This window comes from Butyrivibrio sp. NC2002, assembly GCF_000702265.1.
Lineage (GTDB): Bacteria > Bacillota > Clostridia > Lachnospirales > Lachnospiraceae > Butyrivibrio.
Map to the genome: position 1 here is coordinate 460,363 of NZ_KL370881.1, position 14,319 is coordinate 474,681.

At 39.8% G+C, this 14,319-nt stretch carries 11 protein-coding genes, 6 tRNA genes, 1 pseudogene and 1 other annotated feature (1 of these 19 only partly in view); of the genes and pseudogenes, 16 read left to right on the forward strand and 2 right to left on the reverse strand.

What is annotated here, in order from left to right; translation table 11 throughout:
- Positions 1-288 (forward strand) — a sequence feature (23S ribosomal RNA rRNA prediction is too short); it begins 86 nt to the left of the window's first position.
- A 73-nt stretch (positions 289-361) separates the two neighbouring features.
- From T543_RS13015 to T543_RS13045, 7 genes are all read left to right on the forward strand, one after another.
- Positions 362-435, forward strand: a tRNA-Asp gene (locus T543_RS13015).
- Positions 436-459: 24 nt separating this feature from the next.
- Positions 460-532, forward strand: a tRNA-Val gene (locus T543_RS13020).
- 27 nt (positions 533-559) lie between these two features.
- Positions 560-632 (forward strand) — tRNA-Thr (locus T543_RS13025).
- Between the two features lie 8 nt (positions 633-640).
- Positions 641-722 (forward strand) — tRNA-Tyr (locus T543_RS13030).
- 13 nt (positions 723-735) lie between these two features.
- Positions 736-809, forward strand: a tRNA-Met gene (locus T543_RS13035).
- Positions 810-817: 8 nt separating this feature from the next.
- Positions 818-890 (forward strand) — tRNA-Phe (locus T543_RS13040).
- Positions 891-1,019: 129 nt separating this feature from the next.
- Entirely contained in the window at positions 1,020-1,547 is a 528-nt protein-coding gene (locus tag T543_RS13045) for an HD domain-containing protein (protein WP_051638775.1), read from the forward strand.
- A gap of 144 nt (positions 1,548-1,691) precedes the next feature.
- Here the strand turns inward: T543_RS13045 and pckA are convergent, their stop codons facing one another.
- On the reverse strand, positions 1,692-3,305 hold the full coding sequence (pckA, locus tag T543_RS13050) for a phosphoenolpyruvate carboxykinase (ATP) (protein ID WP_035769145.1): 1,614 nt from the start codon (positions 3,303-3,305) through the stop codon (positions 1,692-1,694).
- A 286-nt stretch (positions 3,306-3,591) separates the two neighbouring features.
- Here pckA and T543_RS13055 point away from each other — a divergent pair, with 286 nt between their 5' ends.
- The 9 genes and pseudogenes from T543_RS13055 (at position 3,592) to T543_RS13095 (ending at position 13,288) form a co-directional block, all read left to right on the forward strand.
- The gene (locus tag T543_RS13055; protein ID WP_051638776.1) at positions 3,592-4,461 is read left to right on the forward strand and encodes a helix-turn-helix domain-containing protein; all 870 of its coding nucleotides are present in this window, start codon (positions 3,592-3,594) and stop codon (positions 4,459-4,461) included.
- 24 nt (positions 4,462-4,485) lie between these two features.
- Positions 4,486-5,970 carry an aminotransferase class I/II-fold pyridoxal phosphate-dependent enzyme gene (locus tag T543_RS13060; RefSeq protein ID WP_035769146.1) on the forward strand — a complete coding sequence of 495 codons (1,485 nt, stop codon included), beginning with the start codon at positions 4,486-4,488 and terminating at the stop codon, positions 5,968-5,970.
- 15 nt (positions 5,971-5,985) lie between these two features.
- Positions 5,986-6,585 carry a nucleoside/nucleotide kinase family protein gene (locus T543_RS13065; RefSeq protein ID WP_035769148.1) on the forward strand — a complete coding sequence of 200 codons (600 nt, stop codon included), beginning with the start codon at positions 5,986-5,988 and terminating at the stop codon, positions 6,583-6,585.
- Between the two features lie 4 nt (positions 6,586-6,589).
- Positions 6,590-7,030 carry a YaaR family protein gene (locus T543_RS13070; RefSeq protein ID WP_035769150.1) on the forward strand — a complete coding sequence of 147 codons (441 nt, stop codon included), beginning with the start codon at positions 6,590-6,592 and terminating at the stop codon, positions 7,028-7,030.
- A gap of 33 nt (positions 7,031-7,063) precedes the next feature.
- Positions 7,064-8,152: a DNA polymerase III subunit gene (locus T543_RS13075; RefSeq protein WP_051638777.1), complete on the forward strand. Its 1,089-nt coding sequence runs from the start codon at positions 7,064-7,066 to the stop codon at positions 8,150-8,152.
- A pseudogene (locus T543_RS13080) lies at positions 8,149-9,060 on the forward strand (PSP1 domain-containing protein); the annotation flags it as partial. The gene T543_RS13075 and the pseudogene T543_RS13080, both read left to right, overlap by 4 nt.
- A 289-nt stretch (positions 9,061-9,349) precedes the next feature.
- Positions 9,350-10,105, forward strand: a complete 756-nt coding sequence (locus T543_RS13085) for a tRNA1(Val) (adenine(37)-N6)-methyltransferase (RefSeq protein WP_035769154.1) — start codon at positions 9,350-9,352, stop codon at positions 10,103-10,105.
- Between the two features lie 126 nt (positions 10,106-10,231).
- Complete coding sequence (rsmI, locus tag T543_RS13090) at positions 10,232-11,107, forward strand: 16S rRNA (cytidine(1402)-2'-O)-methyltransferase (protein ID WP_035769155.1); 876 nt, start codon at positions 10,232-10,234, stop codon at positions 11,105-11,107.
- A gap of 189 nt (positions 11,108-11,296) precedes the next feature.
- The gene (locus tag T543_RS13095) at positions 11,297-13,288 is read left to right on the forward strand and encodes an alpha-glucuronidase family glycosyl hydrolase (protein ID WP_051638778.1); all 1,992 of its coding nucleotides are present in this window, start codon (positions 11,297-11,299) and stop codon (positions 13,286-13,288) included.
- A 93-nt stretch (positions 13,289-13,381) separates the two neighbouring features.
- On the opposite strand, the gene T543_RS13100 is transcribed toward T543_RS13095, so the two are convergent.
- Positions 13,382-14,185, reverse strand: coding sequence for an FRG domain-containing protein (locus tag T543_RS13100; RefSeq protein WP_035769158.1), 804 nt, complete (start codon positions 14,183-14,185; stop codon positions 13,382-13,384).
- Positions 14,186-14,319: the final 134 nt, after the last annotated feature.

Consider the following 14,319-nt stretch of genomic DNA (forward strand, 5'->3'; position numbering starts at 1 on the left):
CCTATCCGGCGCGGGCGTAGGATATCTGAGAGGAGCTGTCCTTAGTACGAGAGGACCGGGATGGACGGACCGCTGGTGTATCAGCTGCATCGCCAGATGCATAAGGCTGGGTAGCCAAGTCCGGAAGGGATAAACGCTGAAGGCATCTAAGCGTGAAGCCCCCCTCAAGATGAGATATCCCTGCTTCGGCAGTAAGACCCCTTAGAGACTATGAGGTAGATAGGCACAAGGTGTACGCACGGTAACGTGTTCAGCTGATGTGTACTAATAGGTCGAGGGCTTGTCCAAGAAGGACATAGAACGAAGAAGGATCTGAGATGTATTCAGTGTTCGGTTTTGAAGGTACATGCCTTTAACAAATGGCCCGGTGGCTCAGCTGGTTAGAGCGCCGCCCTGTCACGGCGGAGGTCAGGGGTTCGAACCCCCTTCGGGTCGCTCATTATCTAATAACTGTATATTGGGGTCTTAGCTCAGCTGGGAGAGCATCTGCCTTACAAGCAGAGGGTCACAGGTTCGAGCCCTGTAGGCCCCACTATTTCAAAGATTTTCTTTGAGATAAGCCGATGTGGCTCAATTGGCAGAGCAGCTGATTTGTAATCAGCAGGTTAACGGTTCGAGTCCGCTCATCGGCTCTTTATATGGATGGCTTCCCGAGTGGCCAAAGGGGACAGACTGTAAATCTGCTGCAAATTGCTTCGGTGGTTCGAATCCACCGCCATCCATTCAATTTCATATCGCGGGGTGGAGCAGTCTGGAAGCTCGTCGGGCTCATAACCCGAAGGTCATAGGTTCAAATCCTGTCCCCGCTACTCAATTTGCCTAGATAGCTCAGTTGGTAGAGCAGAGGACTGAAAATCCTCGTGTCCTTGGTTCGATTCCGAGTCTAGGCATCTTTTTTTATTCTTTTTTATCCATTTGTTTATTGATTTATATCTCCAGCCTTATATAATAGAGATTAGGTTTGTTAGCATAAGCTTTCAAATTTGAAATATTAGATTTAGGAAAGATATAAGCTATTTATGACAAGAGAAGAAAAACGCAAAAAGATCAGAGAAATTCTTAAGAAACATGGTCATGAAATATTAAATTCCCATTCGTTTTTAAAATCCCACGGATTCATACAACATGGTGATATGTCAGTATATGAGCATAGTGTTAATGTTGCGGATAGAGCCTTGAGGATCAATCGTTTTCTGCATGCTAAATGCAGCGAGAGAGAACTAGTACGTGGAGCTTTATTACATGATTATTTTTTGTATGACTGGCATATAGACGGAAAAGATAAAGGAAATATACATCCAAAGCTTCATGGCTTTTTTCATCCCTCTACGGCCCTTAAAAACGCTAATAGGGACTTCATATTAACAGATAGGGAAAAGGACATAATTAAGAAGCATATGTGGCCTTTAACGATTGTGCCGCCGCTCTGTAGGGAGGCATGGATTGTTACACTTGCCGATAAATATTGCTCGACTATGGAAGCACTAGGTCTTCATCGTGCAAGGATAAAGGTTAAATATATTGATATGACAGACGATGCGGAATAAATGATCTAGACTATATATAAAATTTTAATATATTACTATAGGTTTCTGTTTTCTCAGAAAAACGAGAAATACAGCTGAACTAAGCAGCAAAAAGCGGTGATCATTACGATCACCGCTAATTTTGTTACCTAATTTGGATTTAAATTAAAGCTGGGGGCCTGCTGAAACAAGTGCCTTACCTGCTTCATTTCCTTCATACTTCTTAAAGTTCTTTGTGAATCTCTCAGCAAGATCCTTAGCCTTTGTTTCCCATTCAGAAGCATTAGCATATGTATCACGAGGATCAAGAATTGTAGGATCAACGCCCGGAAGAGATGTAGGAACTTCGAAATCGAAGATCGGAATCTTCTTTGTCTCTGCCTTGTTTACATCGCCGTTAAGGATTGCGTCGATAATTCCACGAGTATCCTTGATTGAGATTCTCTTACCTGTGCCGTTCCAACCTGTATTTACAAGGTAAGCCTTAGCACCAGACTTCTTCATCTTCTTTACAAGCTCTTCGCCGTATTTTGTAGGATGAAGCTCAAGGAATGCCTGACCAAAGCAAGCTGAGAATGTAGGAGTGGGCTCTGTGATACCACGCTCTGTACCAGCAAGCTTAGCTGTAAAGCCTGAAAGGAAGTAGTACTGTGTCTGCTCAGGAGTAAGGATTGATACAGGAGGAAGTACTCCGAATGCATCTGCTGAAAGGAAGATAACATTCTTAGCATCAGGACCTGCTGAAATCTTGTTAACCTTCTGAACGATGTTCTCGATGTGGTTAATAGGATAAGAAACACGAGTATTCTCTGTTACGCTCTTATCATTAAAGTCGATCTTGCCATCTGCAGCAACCGTTACGTTCTCAAGAAGAGCATCTCTCTTGATAGCGTTGAAGATATCAGGCTCAGCTTCCTTATCAAGGCCGATAACCTTTGCATAGCAACCACCTTCGAAGTTGAATACGCCGTTGTCGTCCCAACCGTGCTCATCATCACCGATGAGGAGTCTCTTAGGATCAGTTGAAAGAGTTGTCTTACCTGTTCCTGAAAGACCGAAGAAGATAGCTGTGTTCTTACCTTCCATATCAGTGTTAGCAGAGCAGTGCATTGAAGCCATACCCTTAAGAGGAAGGTAATAGTTCATCATGGAGAACATACCCTTCTTCATCTCACCGCCGTACCATGTGTTGATGATAACCTGTTCACGGCTTGTGATATTGAATGCAACGCAAGTCTCAGAATTAAGACCAAGTGCCTTATAATCTTCTACTTTAGCAAGTGAAGCATTGTAAACTACGAAATCAGGCTTGAAGTTAGCAAGTTCCTCATCTGAAGGCTGAATGAACATGTTCTTAATGAAATGAGCCTGCCAAGCAACCTCAACGATGAAACGAACTGCCATACGGGAATCTTTGTTAGCACCGCAGAAAGCGTCAACAACAAAAAGTCTCTTATTGCATAATTCATTCTTTGCAATTTCCTTAACTTTTTCCCATGTTTCCTGGCTCATCTCGTGGTTATCATTGGGATATTCAGGTGTATTCCACCATACTGTATCTTTGGAGTTCTCATCCATAACGATGTACTTATCTTTAGGTGAACGTCCTGTGTAGATACCGGTCATAACATTAACAGCGCCGAGCTCTGTGTTCTGACCTTTCTCATAACCTGTAAGCTCAGGTTTCATTTCCTCTTCATATAAAAATTCATATGAAGGATTGTGAACGATCTCAGTTGTACCTGTGATACCGTACTGTGTTAAATTGATTTCTGCCATCTTTTTAACTCCTTTTCTTTTTCTATTGTGATAGCATGTGATAACAAATATCAATGCTAAACGCTCATGTAGATTATTATACAATAGAAATTCAGTAAAAAACTATAAAATTGCTATAAATTTAACAAAACGTTCAGAATTTTCTTAATTTATGGGTAAGATAAAATAAATGTCCGTCTCTTATATATATGACAGTAGGAACTACAACATATGCAAACCTTGACGTGTTAGATCAGGTGTCATAAAGTTAGATTTAGCACTTTGATTGATTTCGTGAGGGAATATTTTGAGATATATCATTTTTCCGGAGAACAGACAATTTAAATATGATTACACAGGCAAATTTGAAGCTTTGTCCTCAGAATGGAAGCATGAACAGTTTAATCTTGAGGATTATGAACTGATCGTAATGACAGAGGGGATTTTGTATCTGGGATATGGAGATGACAGATTTACGGTAAAAAAGGGTGAATACCTTATTTTGCCTCCAAGCGATGGATACAGGGAAGGATTCAAGGAAGCATATTGTTCTTTTTACTGGGCTCATTTTTCAGTAGGGAAAACTAATCTTCCGCTAACGGTAAATATTCCAAGAGAAAACTTTGATGATCTGGATGGTAAGGAGTATATAGCAATTCCGCAGCATGGGAAGATACCAAGACCGGAGAAGATGGTTGTGCAGATGAAGCAGCTGCAGGATATAGTCAAAAATGAATATCCATCTATGTCTATAAATGCGATGATAACGAGCATCGTAGGAGAATTATACGGGCAGTTATCGGTAAGAGAGCCTTTTTATAAGGATCTTGCAGGAAGAAAACAGATTTACATGGATATAATTGATTATATACAGACAAATATTAACAGAAATTTGAGAATATCGGAGATAGCGGATGTATTTGGATATAACCCTAAATATTTATCGCATCTGTTTGCTGAGATCAGAGGAATTCCGCTTAAGCAGTATATTTTGAATCAGAAGATTGATGCGGCAAATTTTATGCTCTCTGACAATGATAAGGCTGTGACAGAGATAGCATCTGAACTTGGTTTTTCGGATGTACACAATTTCGCAAGAGCATATAAGAAGATAACGGGGCTTACGCCAAGTGAGTATAGAAATGCATACGCAAAGAGAATGCTTTTTCATGTATAACGCGCTTATGAAGAAGGGACAGAGTTGGAGAGTTTAAAGAAAAAATTAGAAGAATTAAATGAAAAAAACATATATCCGTTTCACATGCCGGGGCATAAGAGAAGTAATGAAGCAGGCATAATGGCCGGGTATTTTGACATTGATATAACCGAAATAGATGATTATGACAATCTTCATGATGCTGAGGGAATAATACTTGATGCAGAAAAGAGGGCAAATAGGCTGTATGGTGCAGACGAAACACATTTCCTTGTAAATGGCAGTAGTTGCGGAATACTATCTGCTATATCCTGTGCGGTTTCTGATGGAGGGACAATACTTGCAGGAAGAAATTGTCACAGATCGATGTTCAATGCAGCTTATTTGAAAAATCTAAGCATCGAATTTCTGATCCCGGAAAACAGGATAATCAGTAAAGATAGAAATATTATGGTTCCGGGGATCATCACACCTGACTTTGTCAGAAAAGCTTTCGAAAAAAACAGGGATATAGAAGCTGTTTTTGTTACATCACCAACCTATGAGGGTTTTTCATCAGATGTTGAAGAGATTGCAAGGATAGCACATGAAAATGATGCAATACTGATAGTTGATGCTGCGCATGGAGCACACTTTGGACTTGATAAGAGGCTTCCAAGGGATGCGGTTAGCCAAGGGGCAGATATAGTTATTCATAGTGTTCACAAGACTCTTGCTGCGATGACTCAGACGGCACTTATCCATGTAAAAGGAAACAGAGTTAATATTGATAGGCTTCGCAGATATCTGCGTATTTATCAGTCAAGCAGTCCTTCATACGTATTAATGGCATCAATAGATTCAGCTATGGAAGATATTGAAAAAAGGGGAGAGGAAGTATTTTCAAAACTGCTTTATTACAGAGAAAAAGTAGAGAAGCTCCTAAATGACACTGAATATATTAAAGTGTATGGAATTGGGGAAAATGATGATCCGGGTAAGCTCCTTATATATTCAAATGAGCCTGGTATTACAGGGCAGATGATATATGATATACTCAGAAGAGAGTATGGGCTTGCACTTGAGATGGTAGGAGATGGTTATGCCCTTGCTATAATTACAGGCTATGATACAGAAGATGGAATAGCTAGACTGATAGATGCAGTCAAAAAAATAGATGATGAAATAAGATCAGGATATATAGATAAATATTTAGATAAAGATTTTGAAAAAAAGAAGATCCCTGAAAACGGTGAAGATCCTGAGGGTGAAGACTTAGGATCAGATGGCAAAATAACTCTTCCAAAGAAAGCTATTTCATTAAAAACAGCTTGGGACAAAGAATCTGAAAAAGTGGTACTGGATGAAGCTTCAGGGAGAGTAGCAGGTGATTTTGTGAATTTATATCCGCCGGGAATACCACTTATAATACCCGGAGAAGAAATCAGTAACAGCCTGATATTTGAGATAAAAAGGTACATTAATGAAGGGTATAATGTTCAGGGTATTTGTGAAGGTAAAGAATATATGATTACCTGCGTGAAGAAATAATTGTTGGAGCATAGAATGGGTAAGATTTTTATAATAATGGGACGAAGCTCTTGTGGGAAAGATACGATATACAAGCATCTTCTTGAAAGGGAAAACGTAGACCTGAAAAAAGTAATAATTTATACAACAAGGCCTATGAGAGAGAAGGAAAAAGAAGGTGTTCAATACTTTTTTCGCAGTATAGAAGAATACGAAAAGCTTAAGAGTGACGGAAGGATAATTGAAGAAAGAACATATAATACCATGTATGGGCCATGGCATTACTTTACGGTTGATGACGGACAGATAGATTTGTCAAAAGGAAATTATCTGATGATCGGAACCATAGAGATGTTTAAGTCAATAGAAGCATATTTTGGAAAAGAAAATGTCTATCCGGTAATGATACATGTGGAGGATGGCAATATTCTTAAGAGAGCATTACACAGAGAGCTAAAGCAGGAAAATCCAAAATATGATGAGATGTGCAGAAGATATCTTGCAGATCTTGCAGATTATTCCGAAGAAAACTTAAAGGATGCGGGCATAGACAGAAGCTTTTCAAATGACGAAGACATTAATACCTGTATTGAAGAAATAGAAGAGTTTATAAAAGAGGTAGAATCCAAGAGGTAACCTTATGGATATCAGGATTGATAACGTACAGCAGACTCAGCAAATTCAGCAGACACAGCAAAGTCAGGAAGCCAGCGGTGACTTCAAATTTACATTGACCAGTAAGATTGAAGATTCAGCACTTGCGGAGAGACTTAATCTCATGATGGAGGATATTGTTCAGCAAGGCAAACAGATAGCCAAGAAGAATGATATCAGAGACATGCAGAGATATCGATTCCTCATAAAAGATTTTTTAAATGAGATTGTAACGAGATCCCATGCTTTTTCGAGAGAAAATTTCCTGGACAGAAGAGGAAGGCACAGGGTTTACGGAATAATAAGGCTTGTTGACGAGAATCTGGATGAACTTGCAAAGGAACTTGTGAAGGATGAGAAGGATAATATCGGTATCCTTGCAAAAATAGGGCAGATAGAGGGACTTCTTCTGGATATTTTTACATAAAGACTTAATAAGAAACGAAAGGAAATGCCATATATGGCGCATTTTTCAGATATATTAGATCAAGATCAGATAAAGGATCACATGCAAAATGCCATAAAGACAGGGAAACTCTCTCATGCGTATATAATTTCCGGAGAGTCCCACAGTGGCAAAAAGATGATCGCAAATATTTTTGCTAAGACCATCTTGTGCGAAAACAAGGTGACAGCAGGCGACAATATAGAGAGTTGTGATGAATGTCATTCCTGCAAACAGGCAGAGAGCTTTTCACATCCGGATATAAAAATCGTGACACATGAAAGACCAAGGCTTATTCGAGTTGATGAGATTAGGCAGCAGGTGTGCGATGACGTATATATTAAGCCATATTCTGACCATAAGATTTATATAATACCGGATGGGGACCTTATGAATCAGGCTGCGCAGAATGCTATATTAAAGACATTGGAGGAGCCGCCTTCATATGTCGTCATTATCATACTAACGTCAAATATTGACGCGTTTCTTCCGACAATCCTTAGCAGATGTATAGTATTTTCCATAAAGCCTGTAAGAGATGACCTTCTTATGAAATATCTTATGGAAAAAAGGAAGGTTGTTGATTATAAGGCGAGATTATGCGTGTCTTTTGCGCAGGGAAATGTGGGAAAAGCAATACTGCTATCCGAAAATGAGGAATTTGAGAAGCTAAAGAATAATGTTCTTGATTTTATTTCAAGACTTGAGAGACTTCAGATTAATGAAATAGCAGACAGGATAAATATGATGCTCACCTCGGAATCGGATGGGGCTGATGATGAAGATGGACAAGAGGATGATGGCGAGGAGAAAAAATCAAAGAAAAAGACAAAGAAGCTTGATCCGGAGCTTATCGTCAACTTTTTCGATATAATTACTTTTTTTATAAGGGATGCCCTTGTTTATAAGGCGGAAGGGGTGCCAAATCACTTGATTTTCGCCGATAAACTGTCGTATATTAGTAGTGTTACGGATAAATGCTCATATGAAGAATTAGAGACAATTTTAAAGCAGATTGAGATAGCAAGAGCGCGAATTAATGCCAATGTAAATGCGCTTCTTACGCTACAGATGCTTATGATAAATGTTAAGGAGAATTTATGACCACTGTTATAGGTGTCAGATTTAGAACAGCAGGAAAGATTTACTATTTTGATCCTGCGAATTTCGATATAAAAAAAGGCGATCATGTTATTGTAGAGACTGCTCGTGGTGTGGAATTCGGAACTGTGCTTACCGGTCCAAAGGAAGTTGAGGATGAGGAAGTCAGTAAGCCACTTAAAGCTGTACTTAGAATGGCAAATGAAAAAGATGAAGAGCAGGAAGCTGCAAACAAGCTAAAAGAGAAGGACGCTTTCAAAATCTGCAAGGAAAAGATAATAAAACACGGGCTTGAAATGAAGCTCATCGATGCAGAATATACTTTTGATAACAACAAGGTTCTTTTTTATTTCACAGCTGATGGAAGAATTGATTTCAGAGATCTTGTAAAGGATCTTGCTTCAGAATTCAAGACAAGAATTGAACTAAGACAGATCGGTGTAAGGGATGAAACAAAGATAATCGGTGGATATGGCATATGCGGAAGACCGCTTTGCTGCCACTCATATCTTTCAGACTTTATTCCTGTATCAATTAAGATGGCAAAAGAGCAGAGTCTTTCACTTAATCCGACAAAGATTTCCGGTGTGTGCGGAAGACTTATGTGCTGCCTTAAAAATGAAGAAGAAGTATATGAAGAACTCAATCGTAAGATGCCCGGAGTTGGTGATATCGTTCAGACACCGGATAAGCTTGAAGGAGAGGTTTCTTCAGTTAATATACTTAGACAGACAGTTAAGATACTGGTCGATGTTGATGATGAGAAGGAAGTTCATGAATGTCATGTGGATGACCTTACTTTCATAAGGAAAAAGGCAAAGCACAAGGGCAATGCTCCTAAGGAGAAGGATGCTGAGGAAGAAGCTCTTGAAGCATTGGAGGAAAAAGAGCAGGAATTGCTGGAGGAGAGTCTTGAAGGCGATCAGAACAGCCAAAAACCTGCAAACAATGGTCAAAGGAACAAGAACCAGAACAGAAATAACAAAGGTCAGGACAGACGTAAAAACTTCAATAATAAAAATAATAAGCCTGAATCAGACACAGGCCGCGTAGATGAGGAAACTGTAAAAGAAGCAGAAGGCGGCGAAGGACAGGGTCCTCATAAAAAGAGAAATAACTTCAAAAAGAAGTTTAACAAAAACAATAAGAACAAATATGGAAACGGCGGAAACAAGGATAATTCCGCAAAAGAGGGCGGCAATGGAAATAGCCAGGGATAAGAGTTTATTCCTTAAAGAAGGCGAAAGGCTTGACGATCTTCAGAGAAACGGGTATCAGATAATTCAGAATCCTGAAAAGTTCTGCTTTGGAATCGATGCGGTTCTTCTGTCAGGATTTGCGACTGCAAAGAGAGGGGATAAGGTTCTGGATCTGGGATGCGGAACCGGGATCATCCCTATTCTCATGGCAGCAAAAACAGATGCCGATGTGTTCTATGCGCTTGAAATACAGGAAGAAAGCGCGGATATGGCAAGAAGAAGCGTAGAAATAAACGACCTTCAAAAAAGAATACATATTGTCAGCGGAGATATTAAAGAGGCAGCGAATATTTTTGATCCTGCCTCTTTTGATGTTGTAACAACTAATCCTCCATATATGATAAGTGGGCATGGGATAAAGAATCCGGACAGTCCAAAGGCGATAGCAAGACATGAAGTTCTGTGCGATCTGTCGGATGTATGCAGGGCAGCCTCATATTGCCTGAAGAACAGTGGGAAGCTATATATGGTTCACAGACCATTCAGGCTTGCTGAGATCATCAGATGTATGAGCGAGTATCACATTGAACCAAAGAGAATGCGCCTTGTTTATCCATACGCTGATAAGGAACCTTCAATTGTGCTGATAGAAGGGGCAAAGGGTGGAAAGCCTAGGATGACAGTTGAACCGCCACTTATAATCTATGAAGATAAAAACAAGTATTCGGCTGAAATGGTTTCAGATTATGGTTTTTAAAATGTTATACAAAGTCGAAGAAGGCAGGATTAGACTATAAAAACTATAAAGACAGAGTACACGATATGAGGCATGAATGTCTATAATGACAGGGCAGATGTGATCAGGTAAAAAGCGGAGATAATTATGGAAGTTAATGAAAATAGCGCAGGCGGACAGGGAATGTTATATCTGTGCGCAACGCCTATAGGGAATTTAAAAGATATTACACAGAGAGTGCTCGAAACATTAAGTAGTGTGGATGTAATTGCAGCGGAGGATACTAGGAACAGCATTAAACTGCTTAATCACTTTGACATACATACTCCGCTGACAAGCTATCATGAGTATAACAAAGTAGAGAAGGCAAAGTATCTTATTGGAGAAATGCTTTCAGGTAAAAATATAGCATTGATAACAGATGCGGGTACTCCTGCTATTTCAGATCCTGGAGAAGTTCTTGTTTCTATGTGTCACGAAGCAGGGATAACTGTCACATCGCTACCCGGACCGGCTGCATGTATAGTTGCGCTTACTCTTTCCGGACTAAATACCAGAAGATTTGTTTTTGAAGGGTTTCTACCGGGACTTGATGAAAAAAAGGAAAGAAAGAAGAGACTGGGACTTTTAAAGGACGAACACAGAACCTTTATCATATATGAAGCACCTCACCACTTAAAGGGGACTTTAAATGATCTGCTAGAAACTCTCGGGGACAGAAGAATATCCATTTGCAGAGAACTGACAAAAAGATTTGAAGAGGTTATGCCAACTACCCTTGAGGCCGCAGTAGCATATTATGAGGACAATGAACCAAGGGGAGAGTACGTACTTGTTATAGAGGGCGTAGATATTTCGGACCTTGATAAGAAGGAGCAGGAAAAGTGGAGTGAAATGAGTCTTAAAGACCATATGGCTTATTATGAAAATGCGGGAATGAGCCATAAGGATGCAATGAAGCAGGTGGCTCAGGACAGGGGAGTAGGAAAAAGAGAAATCTATAAAGCGCTCCTTGAAGAGTAAAAATATAGTGTTAACGCAATAAATAAAGTATTTTTCGCAAGTATTGATATGCCATATATCGCTAAAATTCGTAGAATTAAAGTGATATATGGCATTTTTGCAAATTAAACCAATTATTTTACAAACTATGTGCAGGATGTCGCAAATTAAAATGCATGAACTTATTTGAATTAGCGGGAGGAAGAGAAAGTGAGTAATGCCAAGTGGACACAGCTATGGCTTGAATATCATAAGGTAGAAGATATAACAAAGCCTTTTGCAATAGTAATTGATGGATTTAAAAAAGAAAACAGGATTATAAAGAGCCTTATTTGTGAGCTCAAGACAGGGCTTGAAAAAATGACAGGGGCAAAATGCACTGAAGAAGAAAAGACAACAGATGGTGCATACGTTGTAAATATAAGAAAAAAAGAAGATCTGGCTAAAGAAGGCTATAGAATTAGCAAAAACGGCCTTTCTATTAATGTCGATTCATCTGATGAAAACGGCGCCCTGTACGGAGTTTTTGAATTCTTAAGAACGATAGCTCTTAAGAAATTTGATGAGAATTTTGAAAAAAAATGCGTTCCGGATAATCCGCTTAGAATGATGGATCATTGGGATAATATGGACGGAACCATAGAGAGGGGCTATTCAGGAAACTCTTTCTTTTTCGTTAATAATGAAATAATTGTTGATGATAGAACGAGAGACTATGCAAGATTTCTTGCAAGCGTAGGTATTAATGGAGTAGTTATTAATAATGTAAATGTCAAACAGTGCGCAAGCCTTATGATAACAGATAGGTATTTTGATAAGCTTAAGGAGCTGTCTGATGTTTTTGCTGACTATGGAATATCAATGTACATGTCTCTTAACTTCGCATCACCGATTGAAATCGGAAATATGGATAACTGTGATCCACTGAATGAGGATGTCATCGCATGGTGGAAAAAGAAATGTAAAGAAGTATTTGAAGCTCTGCCGAATCTTGGAGGATTCCTTGTAAAAGCTGATTCCGAAGGACGCCCGGGACCTTTTACATACGGAAGGACACAGGCCGACGGTGCAAATATGCTTGCGGATATCGTTAAGGACTACGGGAAGATCATAATCTGGAGATGCTTTGTATATAACTGCACCCAAGACTGGCGCGATACAAAGACAGATCGCGCAAGAGCAGGATATGATCACTTCAAGGGACAGGACGGTCAGTACCACGACAATGTAATACTGCAAATCAAGAACGGACCTATGGATTTCCAGATAAGAGAACCCGTTTCACCACTTCTTGGCGGACTTAAAGAAACCAATCAGATGCTTGAAGTTCAGATTGCACAGGAATATACGGGACACCAGATAGATCTTTGTTATCTGATTCCAATGTTTAAAGAGGTTCTTGAATTTAAGACTTATTGCCAAAAGGAAAATGATACCGTAGCAGATGTAATAAGCGGAAAAGCATTCGGCAATAAAAACTGCGGAATTGCAGCTGTGATCAATACGGGAAATGATCTTAATTGGACAGGAAATGACTTGGCAGCAGCGAACTTTTACGGATTTGGAAGACTAGCTTTTGATATGAGCTTATCCTCTGAGGAGATTGCCAGAGAGTGGACCATGCTGACGTTTTGTGCGGATGAAAAAACTACGGATGTGATTGTGGATATGCTCCTTCGATCAAGGGAAATATATGAGAAATACACCTGCCCTCTTGGTATAGGCTGGATGGTAACACCCCAGACTCATTATGGTCCAAGCGTAGACGGATACGAATACTCAAGATGGGGAACTTATCACAGAGCTGACCATTTAGGACTTGGTGTCGACAGAAGTAGTAGCGGCACGGGATATGCCATGCAATACTATAAAGAAAATGCGGATATGTATAATGATCCCTCTACTTGCCCTGAAGAACTTCTGTTGTTCTTCCACCACATTCCTTATACGTGGAAATTAAAGGATGGAAGGACGCTTATCCAGTATATTTACGATACACACTTTGCGGGAGAAGAGGAAGCAGAAGAAATTGCAGCAAACTGGAAGAAGCTGGAAGGAAAGGTACCGGAAGGCACATTCAATACAGTATCTCACAGATTTGAAATGCAGATTTACAACGCAAAAGAATGGAGAGATCAGGTTAATTCATATTTTTATAGAAAAAGCGGAATTCCCGATGAGAAAAACCGCCCAATCTATTAATATACTGAAATTCTAACATGCCGGGAGAGACCATGCTCCCGGTATGTGTAGTTTTAGTTGATCAAAGAGCATGACAATAATAAGTTCAAAGTATCAGTGTTTGACGAAATAGTGTCTGCCGAGCCATCTTGATAAGCCGTCGAGACCTGGATATACAATGCGCTCAGAAATATTCTGGTGATCGAGCATATCACGGATCTGCCAGCGGAGCTCCTTTTTTATAACGTATTTTACAGTCTGATCGCACTTTTTGTTGAGGAAATCTTCGACGTATTCCATGGAGCTTGGTACGACTGAGAAGAATGAATATTGATTGACAATGCGGACATCTACGGAGGGTGGCTCTATCATGAGCATGGAATCGGTGCCCATATCCTCATCATATTGCTCAAGACTAGAGCAGACTTCCTGAAGCATGTCGACAGAAAATACAGTAGTGCAGTACTTCTCACAAATTTTCTGGTATTTTTCGGGCAAAAGATCGTGAAGCTCATGGATGTCAGTTCGCCATACGGCGCTGTCGTGAGCTTCCATCATGTCCATATCATTTTCTGTTACAGAAAAGTGAAGTGCTATAAGAGGAGAAAACGACCAGTCAAGCAGCCTTGTGGGGAGTCCGTGATGCTGACCAAAGATCATCTGCCTCCAGACGGATCGTTCGATTGTTGGCTCTTCAAGAGCGGCATATTTTGTAAAATTCCTTAGAATGCAGGGCTCTAAAGTTTTGCGCTTATCTTTACAATTTCTCTGAAGGCTTGTTGTGAGGGGAAAACTTGCATCCGGCTGGCCGCGATAGACATAGAGATTGCGGTTTCTTCCGAGGTCGCTTCTGTATTGCTGCTCGGAAACCATGTCAAAAAGAGAATTCATGTCGGAAATTTCTATAGTTTTAATCATATGATCACCTCACGATTTCGATTCGTATTCGGAATAAAGAGGATATATGTTTTCTGATTTAATTATAATATTTTTCTTTCCCGCGTAAAAGCAAATATTAAGCAGCAGACCGCAATTTGTGAGAAGAACAGAGG